Consider the following 21,146-nt stretch of genomic DNA (forward strand, 5'->3'; position numbering starts at 1 on the left):
CTCCGCCCGGTGCTTGCCTCCAGCGGAAAACGGGCAGATGTTCAGACCATGAAGAAGCTCATCAACACGGCCGAATCCGTGGTCGAGGACGCCCTCAACGGCCTCGCCGCGGCGCACCCCTCGCTGCGGGTACGCGACCGGGTGGTCTACCGGGCGGAGGGTCCGCGCCCCGGCAAGGTGGGCCTGGTCTCCGGCGGCGGGTCGGGGCACGAGCCGCTGCACGCCGCCTTCGTGGGCCACGGCATGCTCGACGCCGCCTGCCCTGGTGAGATCTTCACCTCCCCGGTGCCCGACCAGATCATCGACGCCACCAGGGCGGCCGACGGCGGCGCGGGCGTGCTCCACATCGTCAAGAACTACACGGGCGACGTGCTGAACTTCGAGATGGCCGCCGAGCTGTGCGACGACGTCCCGGTGGCGAGCGTGCTGGTCGACGACGACGTGGCCGTGCAGGACTCCCTCTACACGGCGGGCCGGCGCGGCACCGGCGCGACGCTGTTCGTGGAGAAGATCGCCGGGGCCCTGGCCGAGGAGGGCGCGCCGCTGGAGGAGGTGGCGCGGGTGGCCCGCGAGGTGGACGACCACAGCCGCTCGTTCGGCGTGGCGCTCACCTCGTGCGTGACGCCCGCGGCCGGCAAGCCCACCTTCGACCTGCCCGAGGACCAGGTGGAGCTGGGCATCGGCATCCACGGCGAGCCGGGCAGGTCGCGCGCGCCGATGGCCCCCGCCCGCGAGCTGGCCGCGCTCGCCATGGAGGCGATCCACGGCGACCTCCCGCTCCGCGACGACCTGCTCGTCATGGTCAACGGCATGGGCGGCACCCCCTTGATCGAGCTGTACGTGGTGTTCGCCGAGGTGGAGGCGTTCGTCCGGGGCAAGGGCGCGCGGGTGGTGCGCTCGCTGGTCGGCAACTACGTGACGAGCCTCGACATGCAGGGCTTCTCGATCACGGTCTGCCGCCTCAACGGCGAGCTGACCCGGCTGTGGGACGCCCCGGTGGAGACGCCCGGCCTGCGGTGGGGGCGCTGATGGCCGGGATGCTCGACACCGGTCTCTTCCTCGCCTGGACCGAGGGCGCGGCCAGGGCGGTCAGGCTGCACCGCGACCGGCTCACCGGCCTGGACGCCGCGATCGGCGACGCCGACCACGGCACCAACCTCGACCGCGGCTTCACCGAGGTGGGCAAGGCGCTGACCGAGTGGCCGCCGACCTCCCCCGCGCAGGTGCTGGTGTCCGCGGGCACGACACTGATCCGCCGGGTGGGCGGCGCCTCGGGCCCGCTGTACGGGTCGCTGTTCCGGCAGCTCGGCAAGTCGCTGGACACGCCGGTGACGCTCGCCGGGTTCGCGGCGGCGTTCGAGTCCGGTGTCCAGGCGGTGGAGCGCCTGGGCAAGGCCGCCCAGGGTGACAAGACCATGATCGACGCGCTCGCTCCGGCCGCCCGTGCCCTGACGCAGGCCGTACAGGAGGGCGCCGACGAGCACAAGGCGTTCGAGCGGGCGGCGCGCGCGGCCGAGGAGGGGGCGAAGGCGACGATCCCGCTACGCGCCCGCAAGGGCCGCGCCAGTTACCTGGGCGAGCGCAGCATCGGCCACGAGGATCCGGGCGCGGCGTCGGCGGCGCTGATCATGGCGGCGCTGGCCGAGGCGGCGGCCTGATGGTGGGCGTGGTTCTCGTCGCCCACAGCGCCGGGCTGGCCGCGGAGACGGCGGAGCTGGCGCGCGGCATCGCGGGCAGGGATGCGCCCGTGGCGGCGGCCGGCGGCACCGGCGACGGCGGGCTCGGGGTCAGCATCGACCGCATCGAGGCGGCGGTGCGCGAGGTCGACCGGGGCGACGGCGTGCTGCTCATCCCCGACCTGGGCAGCTCGGTGCTCACCGCCCGCCTGCTGGAGGAGCCCGGCCGGGTGGTGCTGGCGGACGTGCCGTTCGTGGAGGGCGCGATCGCCGCGGCGGTCGCGGCCGGCGGCGGGGCGGCGCTGGCGGTGGTGCTGGCCGCCGCCGAGGAGGCCCGCACCCACCGCAAGCTCTAGTGGCCCCTGAACGCCTCCTCCAGCCACCAGGAGGGGCGGTCGCCGGTGACCTTGGCGTGCACCAGCAGGGGCCGCTCGCGCGGGCCCTTGAGCCACTCGGCCACGCCCGCCAGGTCGGCCGGCCCGGTGACGGTCACGGCCGCGAACCCGTACCCGCGCGCGATCGCGGCCAGGTCGGCGGGCGGGAACCGGACGGTGCCGAGCGGGTGGCCGTGCGGGCCGAAGTGGTGCACCTCGGCGCCGTAGGCCTCGTCGTCGTAGACCACGACCACCATGGGCAGCCCGAGCCGGACGACGGTCTCCAGCTCGGCGATGCCCATGAACGCGCCGCCGTCGCCGAGCGCCGCCACCGGCAGCCGGTCGGGGCGGGCCACGGCGGCGCCGATGGCGGTGGCGAGCCCGAGCCCGACCGCCTGGAACGCCTGCGTGAAGCAGAACCCGCGCTCGTCGGGCACGTCCAGGAACATCGCCGGGTAGCCCATGAAGTTGCCCGAGTCGGTCGCCACGATCCGCTCGGCGGGCAGCAGGTCGTCCAGGCCGATGGTGAGAGTCCTCGGGTCGATGCGGCCGCCGCCGCTCTCGTCGTGGTACGGGACCGCGCGCCAGCGGCCCTCCTCCCGGATGCGGCGGGCCAGCTCGGGCGAGCGGTAGCCGGCCCGCTCGCCGCCGGCCGTGAGGGCGCGGGCGACCTCGGCCACGTCGCCCACCACGCCGTGGTCGGCGGGCACGTGCAGGCCGACGGCGGCCAGGTCGAGATCGACCTGCGCGACCTTGGCGCCGGGGCCGATCAGCGAGCCGTGGCGGGTGGTCCACATGTTGAGCGCGCACCCCCAGCCGACCACCAGGTCCGCGCCCCGGACCAGCTCGGCCGTGAGCGGCGTGGCGAACCCGCCGCTCACGTCGAGGTCCCACGGGCTGCCGCGGAACAGGCCCTTGGCCACGGCCGAGGTGGCCAGCAGGGCGCCGGTCCGCTCGGCCAGCTCCACCAGCTCGGCCCGCGCGTGCCGTGCTCCGCGCCCGGCGACGAACACCGGCCGTTCGGCCCCGTCGAGCAACCGGCGCAACCCGTCGAGCTGCTCGGCGGAGGCGGCGGGCGCGCCGGGACGGCTCTCACGAACAGCCGCCGCGGCCCGGTCCAGCTCGCTCGCGCCCGCGTAGTCCGGCCGCTCCCCGCCCGGACCCGTCCCCGCGGCCCGCTCCGGCCGCTCCCCACCGAGTTCCGTCCCCGCGGCCCGCTCCGGTCGCTCCCCGCCGAGTTCCGTCTCGGCGGCCTGCACGTCCAGGGGCAGGTTGAGTACGACCGTGCGGCGTTCGTCGCGGGCGACGCGGAACGCCTCCAAGGTGTGCCGGGCCGCCTCGGCGGGGCCGGTGACCCGCATCGGGACGGCGCCCACCGCGCGCACGGCGGCGTCCTGGTCGATGTGGAAGTTGGAGCGGGCGTCGGTGGCCTCGCCCGCCAGCACGACGAGCGGGGTGCGGCTCTTCGCGGCCTCGGCGAGGCCGGTGATCGCGTTGGTGAGGCCGGGCCCCTGGTGCACGGAGACGACCGCCACCTCGCCCGTCATCCGGGCGTAGGCGTCGGCCATGGTGGCCGCACCGCCCTCGTGACGGGCCGCGACGAAGCGCACGCCGTGGCTCACGAGGGCGTTGGTGAGGTGGAAGTTGCCGCTGCCGACGACCCCGAACGCGGCTCGTACGCCCGCCGCGGCGAGCAGCCCGCCGACGGCCTCGGCGACGATCACCCTTCGCCCCGCTCCACCAGCGCGAGCACCCGCACCGGGCTGCCCGAGCCGCCGAGGATGGGCAGCAGCGGCGCCACCACGACCGCGCCGGTGACCGGGAGCCGGTCGAGGTTGCGCAGCTGGGTGAGGCCGTACTTGCCGGCGCCGAGGAAGAAGGCGTGGCAGGGGAAGGCCGGGTCGAAGGAGTGGGCGGCGCCCGCGTCGGTGCCGACGGTCTCGACGCCCAGCCCGATGATCGGCGTCTGCTCGGCGAGCCACCTGGCGCATTCGGCGGAGACGCCGGGGGTGTGCGAGCCGGTCTCGTCGGCGTTGAGGAACGTGTCCTGGTCACCGGAGCGGGAGTCCCAGCCGGTGCGGTAGAGCAGCCAGCCGCCTTCGGGCAGCGGGCCGTTGGCGCGCTCCCACTCCTTGACGTGGTCGATCTGGAGGAGGAAGTCGGGGTCCTTGCCCGCCTCGGCGGTGAAGTCGAGCACCACGGCCGGCGCGATCAGGCTGGTCACCGGCACCTGGGAGACGTCCTGGCCGTCACGGCCGGTCGCCCAGTGGATGGGCGCGTCGAAGTGCGTGCCGGTGTGCTCGCCGGTGTGGATGTCGTTCCAGTACCACCCCGGGCCGCGGTCGTCGTAGCGGCTGATCTCCTCCAGCCGGAACCGGATGGTGTTGCCGAACGGCTCGGGCAACTGGAGGATCGGCGTCTCCTCCGACAGGGGCGCGGTGAGGTCGATGACCTCGATCGCGCCGTTGCGCACACTGTCTACGAAGCTCCGCAACACCGACATGGTTTCCTCCTCGCGTGGGGCTGAGCGCATCCTCCTACGCGGGTGTCACCTCCGCAAACAGGCACCGCTGCGGCGGTCCGTCAGGCCCTGGTCCATTCGGCGCAGCCGGCCGTCTGGAAGCTCTTGTCGGTGGCGGCGATGGTGACGGTGGCCGGGCCTGAGGGCATGCCGGCGTCGATGACGTCCCCGATGTCGCCGGTGGTGCTGTTCATGCGGGCCCAGTAGCACTGGCCCCCGCCGCCCGCGGGGCCGGTGGTGCGGTAGGTGCCGGGCTGGATGTCGACGCCGACGACGAGGGTGCGCATCGACGCGAGCGGATCGCCGGGGTTCGCCGTGACGGGGTCGTCCGGGGCGCCGGCGGACGGGTCCGAGGTGACGGGGGCCGACGCGGACGGGTCGGCGGCCGGAGGCGACGCGGCAGGATCGGACGCGGCGGGGTCGGACGGGACGGGGTCGGACGGGACGGGGTCGGTGGGCTGCGCGTCGGGGTCGAGCTCTCCCTCGACCGTCACGGTGACCCGGGGAGCGGGGGCCGCCGCCAGCTCTCCTGACCCGAGCCCGGTGAGGAAGCCGATCAGGAAGCCCAGCACCCCGGTCAGCCCGGCGACGAGCAGGATGATCGTCGGGCTGCTCGACGCGCGCGGGTAGTCAGGCGGGGGGCGGTACATCACCTGGACAGCGTCCCACCCGCGTCAGCGGTGGAGGTAGTCCACCAGTGAGGCCTTCTCCGTCTCCAGCTCCTCGATGGTGTTCTTGACCACGTCGCCGATGCTGACGATACCGGCCAGGCGGCCGTCCTCGACCACCGGCATGTGCCGCACGCGGTGGGTGGTCATGGTCTTGCGCAGCTCGTCGACCCGGTCGCCCGGGGCGACGGTGCGCACCTCGGCGGTCATGATCGACGAGACCGGCTCGCCGAGGATGCCCGCGCCGCGATCGTGCAGCCGGCGCACCACGTCGCGCTCGGAGACGATCCCGTCGATGGTGACGCCGTCGGCGGACACGACGACGGCGCCGATGTTGTGCTCGGCCAGCCGGGCCAGCAACTCACGGACGGTCGCGTCGGGCGCCACCGTCGTCACGTCGCTTCCCTTGCCGTGCAAGATCGTGCTGATCAGCATCCGTACCACCTCGGCTAGGAGTTACCCCGTCGTGGTTACAGGCAAGCAAGGGGGTGGGAGGCCGTCAAGGACTCCCGTAAGCTGACCGTACTTGCCATATGAAATACCACTGTTGGAGCCGCTGTGACCGAGCCTCTCAACACCGGGAGCCACGACCTGCCGATCTCCGAGGAGCTGGCCGCGTTCATGCGGACGGGCTGGGCGGACACGCGGCGGACCGGCGTGCGCGCGCTGCCCGTCGCCCCGTGGGCGGCCAAGCGGCGGGCGGCTCTGGCGAGCCGGTTCCCCGGGGAACGGCTGGTCGTGCCGTCGGGCACGCTCAAGGTGCGCAGCAACGACAGCGACTACCGTTTCCGCCCGCACAGCGCCTTCTCGTACCTGACGGGCGCGGGCGAGCCCGGTGACGTGCTCGTGATCGAGCCGTCCGGTGAGGCGACCCTCTACACGCGGCCGCGCTCCCCCCGCGAGGAGGGCCAGGAGTTCTACCGGGACCGCCGTTACGGCGAGTTCTGGGTGGGCCGCAGGCCCGACCTGGCGGAGGCGGCGGAGCTCTACCAGATCGACTGCGCGCATCCGCGCGAGCTGGATCTGAAGGGACCCGCGCGGGTGCTGCGCGGCGTGGACCCGGCGCTGGACGAGGCGGTGGAGCCCGGCGGCGGCGACGCCGAGCTGGAGAGCTTCCTGGCGGAGGCGCGGCTGGTCAAGGACGAGTGGGAGATCGGCGAGCTGCAGGCCGCGGTGGACGCGACCGTGCGCGGCTTCGAGGACGTGGTGCGGGCACTCCCGCAGGCGCTCGGCCACCCGCGCGGCGAACGCTACCTGGAGGGCGTGTTCGGACTGCGCTCGCGGCTGGAGGGCAACGCGGTCGGCTACGAGAGCATCGTGGCCTCCGGCGCGCACGCGTGCGTGCTCCACTGGATCCGCAACGACGGACGTCTCGACCCGGGCGACATGCTGCTGCTGGACGCCGGCGTGGAGACCGACACCCTCTACACCGCCGACGTCACCCGCACGCTGCCGCTCTCGGGCCGGTTCGGGCCGGTGCAGCGGCAGGTGTACGAGCTGGTCTACGAGGCGCAGTCGGCCGCGATCGCGGCGCTGCGGCCGGGCGTCCGGTTCCGCGAGTTCCACCTGACGGCCATGCGCGTCATCTGCGAGGGCCTGCACGAATGGGGCCTGCTGAAGGACTCCCCCGACGCGCTCATGGAGACCGGGCTCTACCGCCGTTACACGCTCTGCAGCAGCGGCCACATGCTGGGCCTGGACGTGCACGACTGCGCCAGGGCGCGGGCGGAGACGTATCTGGACGGCGTGCTGGAGGAGGGCCAGGTGCTGACCGTGGAGCCCGGCCTCTACCTCCAGCCGGACGACCTCACCCTGCCGGAGGAGTTCCGAGGGCTGGGCGTCCGCATCGAGGACGACCTGGTCATCACGGCCGACGGGGCGCGGCTGATGTCGGCGGCGCTCCCCCGCCACCCTGACGAGGTGGAGAGCTGGATGTCGGTCCTGCTCGGCTGATACCTGAGGACGACGCGAAGACCGTACTCAGGGTCGATGGCGCCGCCGGCGGGCCCGTCCGACGATCGGGTCCCACCGACGATTGGACGCGTCATGCGAAGATCTGTCCTGATCCTCAGCCTCGTCATCGCCGCGGTCCTCCCCCTCGTGCCCGTCTTACCGGCCGGCGCCTCGGGCGGGATCGCGTGGACCCCCTGTCCCGAAGCGCCGGAGGTCGAGTGCGGCACGCTCGCCGTGCCCGTCGACTGGGACGACCCCGGCGGGCCGACGCTGGACCTGGCGCTGGCCCGCCGCAAGGCCAGCGATCCGGGTGCCCGCATCGGCTCGCTGGTGATCAACCCGGGCGGTCCCGGCGGCTCAGGGGTGGACGCCGTGATCACGAACCGGATCGCCTTCACCGCCGAGCTGACCAGCAGGTTCGACGTGGTCAGCTACGACCCGCGCGGGGTGCGCCGCAGCCACCCCGTCCGGTGCTCGCTGGAACTGGCCCTGCGGGCGCCCGACCCGCTCACCGCCGGCAGCCGGGCGGGCTTCGAGGCGCTCCTGGCCCACAACGAGCGCTACCGGCAGGACTGCCGGGCCCGCACCGGGCCGCTCTTCGACCACGTCGACACCGGCAGCGTCGTGCGGGACCTCGACGCGCTGCGCGCCGCGCTCGGCGACCGGAAGCTCACCGCCTACGGCCTCTCGTACGGGACGCTGATCACCCAGCTCTACGCCGAGCGCTACCCGCGCCGGGTGCGGGCGCTGGCGCTGGACAGCAACATGGACCACAGCCTGCGCACCCGCGCCTTCCTCGACACCGAGTCGCGGGCGGCGCAGGACTCCTTCGACGAGTTCGTCTCCTGGTGCGGCCGGACGGAGTCCTGCGCGCTGCACGGCAGGGACGTGCGGGCCGTCTGGGCGGAGCTGCTGGAGCGCGCCGGGCGGGGCGAGCTGACCTTCCCCGGCGAGCCGGGCGTGCCGCTCTCCAGGACGACGCTGATCAGGCAGGCGTTCGGCGCGTTCTACGGGCCGGACTACTCCGGGCTGGCCCGGTTCCTGGTGGCGCTGGAGACCGGCGGGCCCGCCGAGCGGCTCCTGGCCGCGGCCCCGCAGGAGGAGACGGTCAACGACGCGTCGCGGGTCTTCTGTCTCGACTATCTGCTGCCGGTGCGCGACCATCGCGAGTACACCGCCCACCTGCGCCGGTCGGCGGAGATCGCGCCGGACATGCTGGTCAGCCCGCTCGCGTACGGCATGCTGGCGGCCTGCGCCGGCACGCGGGCGCCGATCCCGAACCCGCAGCACCGGCTGCGCGTCGACGGCACGCCGCCGCTGCTGCTCGCCAACGCCCTGCACGACCCGGCCACCGCCTACGCGTGGGCCACCGCCGCCGCGCGGCAGATCGGGCGCGAGGCCCGGCTGCTCACCTACGAGGGCTGGGGGCACGGCGTGTACGGCATGGGCGACTGCGCGACGGCGGTCTTCGACCGCTACCTGGTCGATCTGGAGATCCCGGCCGAGGGCGCCCGCTGCCCGGCGGTGCCGCCGTCGGAGGGCACGGCCACCCTGCGCGACGCGCCGCCGGACACTCCGTTCCCCGGCACCCCGGGCTATCTCCTCAGCCGGTGGCGGGCCTGATGTTCTGGTTGAGTCGGAAGACGTTGTCGGGGTCGTACTCGGCCTTGATCGCGGCCAGCCGGGCGTACTTCTCCTCGCCGTAGGAAGCCCGCACGCGGTCCTCGTCCTGGTCGGTGAGGAAGTTCACGTACGCGCCGGTGCCCCGGGAGTACGGGAGCAGCGCCGACCAGGCGTCGCGGGCCCACGTCCTCTCCTGTTCCAGGGCGTCCGCCGTGGGCGTGAGCGCCATGACGGACAGCGTGTAGTGCGGCTCGCGGCTGCCGCCGAAGGCGGTGGCGTCGTCAGGGATCGCGCTGAAGGCGCCGTCGAGGCGGAACGCCGGTATGAACGACATCGGCGACCGCTTGAGCGCCGCCTGCTCGCAGAGCGTGGCGATCGCGTCCGTCCCGAGCGACGGCAGGTCGAGCGCCTTCTCGTAGGCGGGCGTCCCCCAGGGCACGGTGTCGTCCAGCAGCGACTGGAGCTGCGGGTACGACATCGGCGCGGCGAACGAGAACAGCGGCGGCAGCGCCCGCGTGATCGGCTCCAGCACCGAGGCGTGATGCCGGGGCGAGCCGAACCCGGCCACGATGAGCGCGTGCCCCTGCCGCAGGCGGTGCTCCTCGGGGACGAACGGGGCGGGCGGTGCGCTCATCCCGAAGGCGATCAGCACGCCGACGTGTTCCGGCAGGCTCCGCACCGCCTGGTCGATCGTCTCGATCGCCTCGGGGCCCCGCTCCGCCTCCCAGAACAGGATCCCCACCTGCACCTCGGGCCCGACCGGGTGCAGCCGGAAGGCGAAGGAGGTGACGACGCCGAAGTTGCCGCCGCCGCCTCGCAGCGCCCAGAACAGGTCGGGATGCTCGCGGGCGGAGGCGTGCACCTGCCGCCCGTCGGCGAGCACGACGTCGGCCGACTCCAGGTTGTCCACGGTCAGCCCGTGGTCGTGGCTCAGCCAGCCGAAGCCGCCGCCGAGCGTCAGCCCGCCGACGCCGGTGTGGCTGATCGTGCCGCCGGGCGTGGCCAGCCCGTACACGTGGGTGGCCGCGTCGAGATCGGCCCAGGTCGCGCCGCCGCCGCAGGACGCCCACCGGCTGGCGGCGTCGACCTCGATCTGCCGCAGCGCGCTGAGGTCGAGCATGACTCCGCCGTCGGTCACGGCCAGGCCGCCGAAGCCGTGGCCGCCGCCGCGCACGGAGATCTCCAGGTCCTCCTGCCGGGCGTAGGCGACGGCCGCCTCAGCGTCGTCGGGCCCGCCGCACCGGACGATCACGCCGGGGCGGCGGTCGACGGCGCCGTTCCAGATCTTCCGCATGCTCTCGTAGCCGTCGTCCTTCGGGGAGACCACACGCCCGGCGCATCTCTCGCGCAGTCCTTCGAGCCCGCTTCTGATGAGCTGAACCATGTCGCACTCCCAGGGCGCGCTATAGGCGAACCTCAATTAATCGTAGGTTTCGCCGGATTTGTGGTTGGTTGGCGGATGGGCAAATCCGGGTCACGGTGTACGTTGCGGACATGGCGCTGGTGATGGGCGGTCGGCCTGACGAGGTGGACGCCCCGGTGACGTTGCTGACCTCCGCCGAACGGGAGCGGGCCGCGCGGTTCCGGCACGAGGCCGACCGCCACGCCTTCGTCGCCGCCCACCTGCTGGTCCGCCTCTGCGCGGCCGAGCTCCTCGGCGTCGCCCCGCACCGGCTCACGCTGGCCCAGGTCTGCCACGTGCACGGCCCCGGCCACGGCAGGCCGTACCTGGAGGAGGCCCCGGCGGTGGGCGTCAGCCTGAGCCACACGCGCGGCTACGTGTGCGCGGCCGCCGGTCACGGCCGCGTCGGCGTCGACGCCGAGCGGGTGCCGCCCGGCCCGCTCGACCGCATGCTCGCCGGGATGGCGCTCACGCCCCGCGAGCGGAAGGAGGCCGGCGGCAACGAGGACCTGATCCGGGTGTGGGCGCGCAAGGAGGCGCTGATCAAGCGGGGCGAGCTGACCCTCGACGAGCTGTCCGCCCGTGAGGGCGACTGGGCGGGCCGGCATCTGCTGGAGTGGCGGGCGGAGCCGGACATCCTGGTGGCCGCCATCACCGACACCCCTGCCAGGAGAGCCGCCATCCCCGGTTAACCTTGATACGAGTCCCACAGGCGGCGCCACCGTCGTGGCCGGCCGCCGGACGTGTCCCGGATAGGAGATCATGAGCGCGCCTCGCTGGCTTTCCCCCGCTGAGCAGCGTGCCTGGCGAACCCACCTGGCGCTGCACAAGCTCCTCATGCACCGCCTGGACCGGGAGCTGCAGGAACACGCGCTGTCGCTGAACGACTACGAGATCCTGGTCAACCTCTCGGAGAGCCCTGGCCGGCGGATGCGCATGAGCGATCTGGCCGACGCGACGATCCAGTCCCGCAGCCGCCTCTCCCACCAGATCTCCAGGATGGAGGCCAAGGGGCTGGTCGTCCGCGAGGACTGCCGCGACGACCGGCGCGGCACCTTCGCGGTGCTGACCGACGAGGGCTGGGACACCATCCAGCGGGTGGCGCCCGTCCACGTCTCCGGCGTCCGCGAACACTTCGTCGACCGGCTGACCGACGACCAGCTCGGCGAGCTGGAGGGGGCCTTCGCGCCGATCGTGGAGCATCTGAAGAAGCTGCGCTGACACCCAACCGATACCGGCGGCGCGCGCGGCGCGCGCCACCGCTCGCTACGATCCGCTTCATGCTGAGAAAGCTGCTCCTCGTCCTCCTCGTCGCGGGCCTCACGGCCTGCTCGTCCGGCGGTGGCGAGGAGCTGCCCGCGGGGCCCGACCTGATGAAGAAGGCCGCGGCGGCCATGCGGTCGGTGAAGTCGGCGGCGTTCTCGATCGCCACGGACGGCAAGCCGAACGTCCCGGTCAAGAAGGCCGACGGCCGGCTGACGGCGCAGGGCGACGCCGACGGCACCATCACCCTGGAGGTGTTCGGCAGCCTCCAGGAGATCACCTTCGCGCTGATCGGCGACACCGTCCACTTCAAGGGCCCGACCGGCGGCTTCCAGAAGCTGACCCGGCGGGAGCTGGCCCAGCTGTACGATCCCTCGCTGATCCTCGACCCCGCCAAGGGCATCGCCCAGCTGCTCGAATCCGCCTCCGACCCGCTGGTCCAGGCCGAGGAGGGCGGCGCCTACCGGGTGGCGACCGGGTTCTCCGAGCAGACGCTCGGCACGCTCGTGCCGGGGGTCACCCAGCCCGTCAACGGCACGGTCTGGGTCGACAAGGCCACCAGCAGGCTCACCAAGGTCGAGCTGCCGCTGCAGGGCGGCAGCGTGAGCGTGACGCTGGCCGACTACGACGCGCCGGTGACGATCACGCCGCCCCCGTCGGCCGGATGAGGCGCGCGCGCCGGGTCGCGCTCGGCGTCGGCGGCGCGGTGGTGCTGCTGGCCGCGCTCGACGCGTACGTCGTGGTGACCGTCCTCATCGACATCGCCACCGACCTCGGCATCCCGCTGAACCGGCTGGAGCGGGCCACACCCGTGGTGACGGGCTTCCTGCTCGGCTACGTGGCCGCGATGCCGCTGCTCGGGCAGCTTTCCGACCGCTACGGCAGACGGCCGCTGATCCACGCCTGCCTGGCGGCGTTCGCGGCCGGCTCGGTGCTGACGGCGCTGGCGTCGTCCGAGATCATGGTGGTGTCGGGCCGGACCGTCCAGGGGATCGCCGGAGGGGCGCTGCTGCCCATCACCATGGCGCTCATCGGCGACCTGTGGGGCGAGCGCGAGCGGCCGGTGGCGCTGGGAGCGGTCGGCGCGGCCCAGGAACTCGGCAGCGCGCTCGGGCCCGTGTACGGCGGGGTGCTGGCGCTGATCCCGAGCTTCGCGGTGCTCGGGGTGGAGCTGGGCGACTGGCACGCCATCTTCTGGATCAACCTCCCCCTGGCGCTCGCCGCCGCCCTCGCCGTGCAATGGGGCATCCCCGCCGGGAGCGGCGCGGGCGTGCCGCCGGAGGCTCCCGTGAAGGTGCGGGTGGACTGGGTCGGGGGCGGGTTACTCGCGCTGGCGCTGGGGCTGCTGGTGGTGGGGTTGTACAACCCGGACCCGGCCGCGGCCGTGCTGCCCGCCTGGGGCCCGCCGTTGATCGGGGCGGGCACGCTGGTGGGAGCGGCGTTCGTCTGGTGGGAGATCCGCTCGCCCGTACGGTTGCTCGATCTCACGGGCGTGCCCAAGGGCCCGCTGCTGTCCACCCTGGGCGTGAGCTTCCTGACCGGGGCGGCGCTGCTGGTGACGATGGTGTTCGTGCAGTTCACCGCCCAGACGCTGCTCGGCCTGGAGGCGCTGGAGGCGGCGCTGGTGCTGGGCCGGTTCCTGATCGCGCTGCCGGTGGGGGCGCTGCTGGGCGGGCTGCTGACGCGGCGGTCCGGCGGCCGCGTGGTCACCGCGGCGGGCCTGCTGGTGGCCGCCGCCGGCTACGGGCTGATGAGCCGATGGCCGCTGGAGCTGGCGGACGCCCGGCTGATGATGGACGCCACGCTGGTGGTGGCGGGCCTGGGCGTGGGCCTGGTGATCGCGCCGGTGTCGGCGGCGGCGCTGCGGGTGACCCGGCCGGCGCAGCACGGCGTGGCGTCGGCGGCGGTCGTGGTGGCCAGGATGATGGGCATGCTGATCGGCATCGCCGCCGTCTCGGCCTGGGGTTTCTACCGCTTCCAGTCGCTGACCGCGCACCTCGACACGCCGGTGCCGTTCGGCGTCGAACCCGCCGAGTACGCCCGGCGGCTCGCCGACTACACCGCCGAGGTGCGGGGCGCGCTGCACGTCGAGTACACCGAGATGTTCCTCGTGACGGCGTTCATCTGCCTGCTCGGCGCGGCGCTGGCGTGGTTCATGCCGCGTCGCTCCACAACACGCTCAACGCTCGTATAACTCCCACTCCTGGAGCATCGACCGGGACTACGCTGTTCCTCCTCACATCGAGAAGCAGGGGGCGAGCGTGTATGAGATCGGTGTTCTGCGTCCGCGCGAACTGGGGACGTCGGAGATCGACGCCTGGCGGGAGATGCAACGGGAGCAGCCGCATCTGGACAACCCGTTCCTGAGCCCTGATTTCGCCCTGGTGATGGGCGAGGTCAGCGACCGGGTCCGGGTCGCGGTGATCCGCGACGGTGACGGCATCGCCGGATTCCTCCCGTACGAGGAACGTTCCGGCGTCGGGGCTGCCGTCGGCGCGTGGGTGTCGCTGTGCCAGGGGGTGGTGCACCGGCCTGGCGCCGTGTTCGAGGCGGGCAGGCTGCTGCGGGCGTGCGGGCTGCACGTGTGGGAGTTCGGCTGCCTGGTGCGGGACCAGCCGTGGTTCGCCCCCTACGTGACCCTGACGCAGGACGCGGTCGTGCTCGATCTGACCGAGGGCTACCAGGCCTATCTGAAAGGGCTGCGCGAACGGTCGCCGAAGTTCCTCAAGACCACCCAGTACAAGGAGCGCAAGCTCGGCCGCGACGCGGGCGAGGTGACGTCCACGTTCGCGGTGAGCCCCGGCGAGGTCGAGCAGTTCCGGCTGCTGCGCACGTGGAAGTCGGGGCAGTACGCGCGCAGCGGCCGCGCCGACCGGTTCGCCCGGCCGTGGGTGGTGGAGCTGGTGGAGCGGCTGCACGCCATCGACTCCAAGGACTTCGGCGGCGTGCTGTCGATGCTGTACGCGGACGGCACGCCGGTCGCCGGCCACTTCGGGCTGCGCAGCCGCTCGACGCTGGTCGGCTGGTTCCCCGCGTACGATCCGGAGTTCGCCAAATACTCCCCCGGGCTGATCCAGCATCTGCGGATGGCCGAGGCGGCGGCGGAGGCCGGGCTGGACGCGATCGACCTGAGCGTGGGCGCCGGCTACGAGTACAAGGACGCGCTCGCCAGCAGGACCGTTCCGGTGGCCGAGGGCGTGGTGCGGCGGCGGACGGCGCGGGCGGGCCTCCACTGGGCGCGCACCGAGCCGGTGCGGCTGGCCCGCCGGGCCGTCCTCGGCACGCCCGCGCTGTACCGGCTGGCCGACCGGGTGCTGAAGAGCTACGGCAAGCGCCGGGTGACCTCGTGAGGTCCCCCGGCCGGCTCCGGCGAGCGCGGGGTCGCGTCGTGGAGGCCGGCCGGACCCGCGACCCGCGCCGGACGGCGTCATGAGGGCGACCGAGCTGGAGGCCCGGATGGGCGAGCGGCTCGGGCAGGGCTGCCTGCACGTGCCGTCGGCCCGGTTCGGGCTGCTGCTGGCGCTGCGCCACTGGTTCCGGCCCGGCGACCGGGTGCTGATCGCGCCGACGAACTGCGAGACCGTGCTCTTCGTCGCGCTGGCCGCGGGGCTGACGCCGGTGATGGCGCCGGTCTCGGCCCGTGACGGCAACATCGACGTCGACCGGGTCGACTGGTCGGGGCTGGCGGGCATGCTCACCACGCATCTTTACGGGGTGCCGGACCGGGTGGCCCGGCTGCGCGCCGCGTGCGACCGGCACGGGCTGGTGCTGGTGGACGACGCCGCGCACGCCTTCCAGACGGAGGCCGACGGCCGGCCGGCCGGGCTGTGGGGCGAGGCCGGGGTGTTCAGCCTGGCCAAGCACGGGCGGGCGATGTCGGGCGGTTTCCTGACGGCCGCCGATCCGGCCGCGCTGCGGGAGCTGGCCGCGGCCCGCGAGGAGCTGCTGCTGCCCGGCCCGGCGCGGGCCCAAGTGTCGGCCGTGCTGCGGCCGCTGCTGCGGGAGGCGGTCTACCGGACCGGGCTGGTGCGGCCGGTGTGGCACACGCTCAAGCGGCTCGGCCTCATGACGTGGACCGGCCACCGCTACCCGACCACCGCCGGCGAGGTGGCCAAGGCGGCGGGCGACCTGGACGCGATGGACCCGTGGCTCCGCATCGACCTGGACGACTGGCGGATGCGCCCCGGCCGCGCCCTGCTGCGCCTGCACCGTTCCCGGATCCGCGCCATCGGGCGCGAGCGGGAGCGCAGGCTGGCCGGGGTCGCGGCGCTGCGCGCCACCCCGTGGGCCGCGCCTGGGGTGACGGACGCGCCGGTGCGGCCGCTGCTGCGGGTCCCGCTGCTCGTGGCCGACCGCGACCGGGTGGTGGCCGCGCTGGAGTCGCACGGCGTGGTGCCGGGCTTCGTGTACGACCCGCCCCTCGACGACTACCTGACCACGATCCTGCCCGCCGACCCGCTCGATGCCCACCCCTCGATTCCCCCCGCCGACCCGCTCGACGGCGACCGCCCGATCCCCACCGCCGACCGGCTCGATGCCGACCGGCTGTTCCCCACCGGTCCCACGCCCGGTGTCGCGCGCTGGTGGACGGGGCACGTGCTGCCCGCCGACCCGCTCGACGCCGGTCGCCTGATCCCGTTGCTGGAGCGGCTGGGTGTCCGGCCGCCGCTGGAAGGACCGCCTCCTGATGACGAGTGACACAGGGGCGGTCCCGCGCCGGACCGGGCTGGTCGCCCGGCTCCGCACCGACCTGCGCGACCCGCTCTTCCTCCAGGGCTACGCCCTCATGGTCAACACCGCGGTCACGGCGCTGCTCGGGCTGGGCTACTGGTTCCTGGCCGTGCGGCTGTACGACCCGGCCGCGTTCGGCCAGGGCCAGCTCATGATCACGGCGATGCGGCTGTTCTCCTCGCTCGTCGGGCTTGCGTTCGTGGGGGTGATGGCCCGGTTCATCCCGGTGTCGGGGCGCGGCACGGGCGGGCTGGTGCTGCGCGGCTACGGGGTGGCCGGCATCACGGCGGTGCTGGCGGCGCTCGGGTTCCTGCTGACGCTGCCGCTGTGGGGGCCCGCCTACGGGGAGCTGGCCGGGTTCGTGCCCGCGGTGGTGTTCCTGGCGTCGGTGCTGGTGTGGACGATCTTCACCTTGCAGGACGTGGTGCTCGCCGGGCTCCGGCAGGCCGTCTGGGTGCCGGTCAACAGCACGGTGTTCGGGCTGGCCAAGATGGTGCTGCTGGTCGTGCTGGCCGGGGCCCTGCCGGTGGGCGGGCTGTACGGCGGGATCTTCGTCTCGTGGATGGTGCCCACGGCGCTCGCCCTCATCCCGGTCACCTTGCTGATCTTCAAGGTGGCGGTGCCCCGGCACGTGGCCCGCACCGGCGCGAACGCCACCCCGCCGCGGCTGCGGGAGATCGGCCGGTTCGTGGCCGGCGACTTCTCCGGCACCCTGTCCACGCTGCTCGTGCTCTACCTGGTGCCGGTCATGGTGGGCGCCTGGCTCAACGACGCCGAGCTGTTCGGCTACTTCTCCATCGCCCACACGCTCGGCTGCATGATGGGGCTGCTGGCGGCCAACATGGCGGTCTCGCTGACCGTCGAGGGCTCGCTCGACGCCGGGCGGCTGGCACGGAGCACCCGCGACGCGCTGCGCCGCACCTTCCTGATCGTCGGGCCGGTGGTGGCCGTCGTGGTGGCCGGGGCGCCGCTGATCCTGCGGGTGTTCGGGCCCGAGCTGGCCGAGGCCGGCACACCGCTGCTGCGGCTGATGGCCGTCGGGGTGCTGCCGATGGCGCTGGTGGAGATCCGGCTCGGCACGCTGCGGGCCCGCAGCGAGGCCAGGAAGCTGGCCACCGTGCAGATCGGCATGACGCTGCTGGTGTTCGCCACCGTGATCGCGCTGTTCCCGGTGGCGGGCGTCACCGGCGTCGGCTACGCCCTGCTGATCAGCCAGACGGTGACCGGGCTGTGCGTGCTGCCCGGCCTGCGCAAGGTGCTGGCGCTCCCCCGTACCGGCTGACCCGCCGTCCGGTGAACCCGGACGGCGGGCCGGGCCGCTACGGCGTGAGGCGGTGCAGGTCGCGCGGGAACGCGGTGACCTGGCGGATGTTCGCCGCGCCCGTCAGGCGCGCCGTCCACCGCTCCAGCCCGATGGCGAACCCGCCGTGCGGGGGCATCCCGTACGCGAACGTCCGCAGATATCCCTCGTACGGCTCCGCGCTTTCACCGCGGGCGGCCAGCGCGTCCAGGTAGTCCTGATGGCAGTGCAGCCGCTGCCCGCCGGTCACCAGCTCCAGCCCGCGGAAGAGCAGGTCGAAGCCGTTGGAGTAGCCGGACCTGCCGGGGTCGGGATGGGTGTAGAAGGGCCGTTTGGCCATCGGGTAGCCGGTGACGAACAGGAACTCCGAGCCGTGCTCCTTCAGCGCCCACTCCGACAGCCACCGCTCCTGGGCGGGTGAGAGGTCGGGCTCGTCCTCGCCCGTCATCCGCTGCGCCTCGGTGAAGTGGATCGCCGGGATCTCGTCGGGCACCCCCGGCAGCTCGGCGCCGAGCAGGGCCACGGCCGGGGCGGCGCGCTCGCGTACCGACTCCAGCATGCCCGCCACGGCCTCGCGCAGCACCGCCATCACGTCCCGGTGGTCGCGGACGAAGCCCAGCTCGGCGTCGAGGCTGGTGTACTGGGCCAGGTGGCGTACGGTGTCGTGCGGCTCGGCCCGGAAGACCGGCCCCACCTCGTACACCCGCTCGAACACGCCCACCATCGCCTGCTTGTAGAACTGCGGCGACTGGGCGAGGTAGGCGGGCCGGCCGAAGTAGTCGATGCCGAAGACGTTCGCGCCGGACTCGGTGGCCGACGCGACGATCTTCGGGGTGTGCACCTCGGTGAACCCGAGCCGGTCCAGCGCGGCGCGGAACCCCGCCACGCTCGCGGCCGAGATCTCCAGCGGCGCCCGCAGCGCCGGATGGCGCAGGGCGGCGGGCGCGTGGTCGAGCACCGTCGGCAGCGTCGCCGCCACCACGGGCCTGAACAGGTCGAACGGCGGAGGCTCGACCGGCCGTGACAGCAGCTCGATCTCCGGCTCGGTCAGCTCGGCGCCGCCCGGCGCCTGCGGGTTGACGGTCACCCTGCCGGTGACCCGGACGACGCTCTCCTCGGCGGGCAGGTCGCCCGCGGTGACCGCCTGGGCCAGCCCTGAGCGGTCCCTGACGACGAGGAAGGACACGGATTTCAGCAGCCGGCGGCGATGGACCCAGCCGGCGATCGTCACTCGTTGCCCGGCGTGCTCGGCGAGCTCGGCGGACAGGACACGAGAGATCATGACAGCTCCTGATGAGGAAGGTGTATGACCCCTTGGGAGTGCGGGGGAGAAGGGAGCTCCCGGTGCCACCGCACTTTCGCCACCCGGGAACGGGCGGCCTCTCGGACCCTGTGACGGGGGTCAGGCCGGCGGGGCATTTCCTCCCCGCACTCAGGAGTGTCTTCACCGGGGGCGCGGGACCGCCTTCACAGCACCGGCGGCTCTCTCGGCCCGCGTGGACCGCGGCTACTCGTCTCCGTCGACGCGTTGCCGACGATGGTATCAGCGATCCCTTTTCTGGCGCTTCTCCCTGATCTTCATCGTGACCTCGATCGGCGAGCCCGCGAAGCCGAACTCCTCGCGCAGCCGCCGCTCGATGAAGCGCCGGTAGGTGTCTTCCAGCCAGCCGGAGGTGAACAGCACGAACTTGGGCGGCTCGATCGACGCCTGGGTGGCGAACAGGATCTTCGGCTGCTTGCCGCCGCGCACCGGGGGCGGCGTCTGCTGCACCAGCTCGGTCAGGAACGCGTTCAGCCGGGACGTCGGCACCCGGGTCGCCCAGGACTCCAGCGCCCGCTCCAGGGCCGGCACCAGCCGGTCGACGTGGCGGCCGGTCTTGGCGGAGATGTTGACCCGCAGCGCCCACGGGGTGCGGACGAGCTGCCTGTCGATCTCCTTCTCCAGGTAGTAGCGGCGGTCCTCGTCGACGAGGTCCCACTTGTTGAACGCGACCACCATGGCCCGGCCGGACTCGATCACCAGGCCGATGATGCGCAGGTCCTGCTCGGTGAGGGGCTCGCTGGCGTCGATGAGCACGACCGCCACCTCCGAGCGCTCCAGCGCGGAGCGGGTGCGCATGGCGGCGTAGAAGTCGGCGCCCTGCAGCTCGCGGTCGCGCCGCCGGATGCCGGCCGTGTCGACGAACCGCCAGGTGCGGCCGCCCAGCTCGATCAGCTCGTCGACGGGGTCGCGGGTGGTGCCGGCCATCGGGTCGACCAGCACCCGCTCCTCCCCCGCCAGCTTGTTGAGCAGGGAGGACTTGCCGACGTTGGGCTTGCCGAGCAGCGCCACCCGGTAAGGGCCGCGTTCGTCGGCGAAGCGCTCGCGGGGGGTCTCGGGCAGCGCGTCGAGCACCACGTCGAGCAGGTCGCCGCTGGCGCGGCCGTGCAGCGCGGAGACGGGGTAGGGCTCGCCGAGGCCGAGCGACCACAGCGCGGCGGCCTCCAGCTCGACCTGCTGGTTGTCGACCTTGTTGGCGGCCAGGATCACCGGCTTGCCCGACTGGCGCAGCACGGAGCCGACGATCTCGTCGGCGTCGGTGGCGCCCACGGTCGCGTCGACCACGAACACGATCACGTCGGCCAGCTCGGTCGCGACCTGCGCCTGCTCGGCGATGCGCAGGCCCATGCCGGTGGCGTCAGGGTCCCACCCGCCGGTGTCGACCACGGTGAAGCGGCGGCCGCGCCAGTTGGCCTCGTAGGTCACCCGGTCGCGGGTCACCCCCGGCACGTCCTCCACGACCGCCTCCCGGCGGCCGATGATGCGGTTGACCAGCGTGGACTTGCCGACGTTCGGCCGCCCGACGATGGCCACGACCGGCAGCGGCGTGCTATCGCCGACGTCGCCGGAAACCTCGAGATCGTCGAGCTCAGCCTCGACCCAATCCCCCGTAGACATGGTGTCTCATCCTTATGAGTCCCGCACCGCTCAGGTGCGCTCCTTGACCAGTCTCAACACCTCCGCGATCACCTCGTCGAGGTTGAGCGCGGTGGTGTCGAGCTCGACGGCGCCATCCGCCATCGAGAGTGGATCCGTCTTGCGTGTCGAGTCGAGGGTGTCGCGCCTGGCCAGGGCCGCCTGCTGCGCCTCCGCCGTGGTGCCGGCCAGCTCCGCCGACCGGCGCCGGGCGCGGGCCTCGGGGCTGGCCGTCAGGTAGATCTTGACGGGGGCGTCGGGGGCGACGACGGTGCCGATGTCGCGGCCCTCGACCACGATGTCGCCGGCGCCGATGATCTCCCGCTGGAGGGCGACGAGCCTGGCCCGCACCTCGGGCACCGCCGCCACGGCGGAGACCGCCGAGGTGACCTCGTCCTCCCGGATCGGCCCCGCCACGTCGACGGCGCCGACGTGGATGGCAGGGCTGTCGGGGTCGGTGCCGGAGACGATCTCGGGCTCGCCGCAGCGGGCCGCGATCGTGGCGGAGTCGGCGAGGTCGACGCCCTGCCGGAGGATCCACCAGGTCATCGCCCGGTATTGCGCTCCGGTGTCCAGGTAGCGCAGACCCAGCGCGCGGGCCACCCCGCGCGACGCGCTCGACTTGCCCGACCCCGAAGGGCCGTCCATGGCGACGACCAGACCGGCCACGGCTCTCCCT

General features: G+C 73.4%; 20 protein-coding genes. 12 read left to right on the forward strand and 8 right to left on the reverse strand.

Annotated elements, in window-relative coordinates; genetic code table 11:
* Positions 1-48 precede the first annotated feature (48 nt).
* The 3 genes from dhaK to ACIBF7_RS12075 are packed head-to-tail and all read left to right on the forward strand — an operon-like array spanning position 49 to position 2,032.
* A complete protein-coding gene (dhaK, locus tag ACIBF7_RS12065) occupies positions 49-1,029 on the forward strand; it encodes a dihydroxyacetone kinase subunit DhaK (RefSeq protein WP_148032561.1) in 981 nt (326 codons plus the stop codon).
* On the forward strand, positions 1,017-1,658 hold the full coding sequence (dhaL, locus tag ACIBF7_RS12070) for a dihydroxyacetone kinase subunit DhaL (RefSeq protein WP_397197079.1): 642 nt from the start codon (positions 1,017-1,019) through the stop codon (positions 1,656-1,658). The genes dhaK and dhaL overlap by 13 nt, the downstream gene beginning before the upstream one ends.
* The gene (locus ACIBF7_RS12075) at positions 1,658-2,032 is read left to right on the forward strand and encodes a PTS-dependent dihydroxyacetone kinase phosphotransferase subunit DhaM (protein ID WP_397197080.1); all 375 of its coding nucleotides are present in this window, start codon (positions 1,658-1,660) and stop codon (positions 2,030-2,032) included. The genes dhaL and ACIBF7_RS12075 overlap by 1 nt, the downstream gene beginning before the upstream one ends.
* Here ACIBF7_RS12075 and ACIBF7_RS12080 read toward each other — a convergent pair.
* The 4 genes from ACIBF7_RS12080 to ACIBF7_RS12095 form a co-directional block, all read right to left on the reverse strand.
* Complete coding sequence (locus tag ACIBF7_RS12080; RefSeq protein WP_397197081.1) at positions 2,029-3,774, reverse strand: thiamine pyrophosphate-binding protein; 1,746 nt, start codon at positions 3,772-3,774, stop codon at positions 2,029-2,031. The genes ACIBF7_RS12075 and ACIBF7_RS12080 overlap by 4 nt on opposite strands.
* Positions 3,771-4,553, reverse strand: coding sequence for a cyclase family protein (locus ACIBF7_RS12085; protein WP_397197082.1), 783 nt, complete (start codon positions 4,551-4,553; stop codon positions 3,771-3,773). The genes ACIBF7_RS12080 and ACIBF7_RS12085 overlap by 4 nt, the downstream gene beginning before the upstream one ends.
* 80 nt (positions 4,554-4,633) lie before the next feature.
* Entirely contained in the window at positions 4,634-5,224 is a 591-nt protein-coding gene (locus ACIBF7_RS12090) for a hypothetical protein (RefSeq protein WP_397197083.1), read from the reverse strand.
* 21 nt (positions 5,225-5,245) lie between these two features.
* The gene (locus tag ACIBF7_RS12095; RefSeq protein ID WP_148032566.1) at positions 5,246-5,674 is read right to left on the reverse strand and encodes a CBS domain-containing protein; all 429 of its coding nucleotides are present in this window, start codon (positions 5,672-5,674) and stop codon (positions 5,246-5,248) included.
* Positions 5,675-5,797: 123 nt separating this feature from the next.
* On the opposite strand from ACIBF7_RS12095, the gene ACIBF7_RS12100 reads away from it, so the two are divergent.
* Positions 5,798-7,192, forward strand: a complete 1,395-nt coding sequence (locus ACIBF7_RS12100) for an aminopeptidase P family protein (protein ID WP_397197084.1) — start codon at positions 5,798-5,800, stop codon at positions 7,190-7,192.
* Positions 7,193-7,285: 93 nt separating this feature from the next.
* Complete coding sequence (locus ACIBF7_RS12105; RefSeq protein WP_271278148.1) at positions 7,286-8,815, forward strand: alpha/beta fold hydrolase; 1,530 nt, start codon at positions 7,286-7,288, stop codon at positions 8,813-8,815.
* Here the strand turns inward: ACIBF7_RS12105 and ACIBF7_RS12110 are convergent.
* Positions 8,796-10,199: an FAD-binding oxidoreductase gene (locus ACIBF7_RS12110; RefSeq protein WP_397197085.1), complete on the reverse strand. Its 1,404-nt coding sequence runs from the start codon at positions 10,197-10,199 to the stop codon at positions 8,796-8,798. The two genes, ACIBF7_RS12105 and ACIBF7_RS12110, sit on opposite strands and share 20 nt — an antisense overlap.
* A 110-nt stretch (positions 10,200-10,309) precedes the next feature.
* Here ACIBF7_RS12110 and ACIBF7_RS12115 point away from each other — a divergent pair, with 110 nt between their 5' ends.
* From ACIBF7_RS12115 to ACIBF7_RS12145, 7 genes are all read left to right on the forward strand, one after another.
* On the forward strand, positions 10,310-10,909 hold the full coding sequence (locus tag ACIBF7_RS12115) for a 4'-phosphopantetheinyl transferase superfamily protein (protein ID WP_261808651.1): 600 nt from the start codon (positions 10,310-10,312) through the stop codon (positions 10,907-10,909).
* Between the two features lie 70 nt (positions 10,910-10,979).
* Positions 10,980-11,438 carry a MarR family winged helix-turn-helix transcriptional regulator gene (locus tag ACIBF7_RS12120; RefSeq protein WP_148032570.1) on the forward strand — a complete coding sequence of 153 codons (459 nt, stop codon included), beginning with the start codon at positions 10,980-10,982 and terminating at the stop codon, positions 11,436-11,438.
* A gap of 59 nt (positions 11,439-11,497) precedes the next feature.
* On the forward strand, positions 11,498-12,148 hold the full coding sequence (locus ACIBF7_RS12125) for an LppX_LprAFG lipoprotein (RefSeq protein WP_271278145.1): 651 nt from the start codon (positions 11,498-11,500) through the stop codon (positions 12,146-12,148).
* Complete coding sequence (locus ACIBF7_RS12130) at positions 12,145-13,674, forward strand: MFS transporter (RefSeq protein WP_397197086.1); 1,530 nt, start codon at positions 12,145-12,147, stop codon at positions 13,672-13,674. The genes ACIBF7_RS12125 and ACIBF7_RS12130 overlap by 4 nt, the downstream gene beginning before the upstream one ends.
* A gap of 67 nt (positions 13,675-13,741) precedes the next feature.
* Positions 13,742-14,830, forward strand: coding sequence for a GNAT family N-acetyltransferase (locus ACIBF7_RS12135; protein ID WP_271278143.1), 1,089 nt, complete (start codon positions 13,742-13,744; stop codon positions 14,828-14,830).
* A 79-nt stretch (positions 14,831-14,909) separates the two neighbouring features.
* Positions 14,910-16,178, forward strand: a complete 1,269-nt coding sequence (locus ACIBF7_RS12140; protein ID WP_397197087.1) for a DegT/DnrJ/EryC1/StrS family aminotransferase — start codon at positions 14,910-14,912, stop codon at positions 16,176-16,178.
* Entirely contained in the window at positions 16,168-17,493 is a 1,326-nt protein-coding gene (locus tag ACIBF7_RS12145; RefSeq protein ID WP_148032574.1) for a lipopolysaccharide biosynthesis protein, read from the forward strand. Before ACIBF7_RS12140 ends, ACIBF7_RS12145 begins: the two co-directional genes overlap by 11 nt.
* A gap of 37 nt (positions 17,494-17,530) precedes the next feature.
* On the opposite strand, the gene aspS is transcribed toward ACIBF7_RS12145, so the two are convergent.
* From aspS to cmk, 3 genes are all read right to left on the reverse strand, one after another.
* Complete coding sequence (aspS, locus tag ACIBF7_RS12150; protein WP_397197088.1) at positions 17,531-18,793, reverse strand: aspartate--tRNA(Asn) ligase; 1,263 nt, start codon at positions 18,791-18,793, stop codon at positions 17,531-17,533.
* 261 nt (positions 18,794-19,054) lie between these two features.
* Positions 19,055-20,449: a ribosome biogenesis GTPase Der gene (gene der, locus ACIBF7_RS12155; RefSeq protein ID WP_148032576.1), complete on the reverse strand. Its 1,395-nt coding sequence runs from the start codon at positions 20,447-20,449 to the stop codon at positions 19,055-19,057.
* 30 nt (positions 20,450-20,479) lie between these two features.
* Positions 20,480-21,136, reverse strand: a complete 657-nt coding sequence (gene cmk, locus ACIBF7_RS12160; protein ID WP_271278140.1) for a (d)CMP kinase — start codon at positions 21,134-21,136, stop codon at positions 20,480-20,482.
* Between the last annotated feature and the right edge of the window lie 10 nt (positions 21,137-21,146).

Origin of the sequence: Nonomuraea sp. NPDC050478 (genome assembly GCF_044458265.1) — a bacterium.
GTDB classification, from domain to species: Bacteria; Actinomycetota; Actinomycetes; order Streptosporangiales; family Streptosporangiaceae; genus Nonomuraea; species Nonomuraea ferruginea.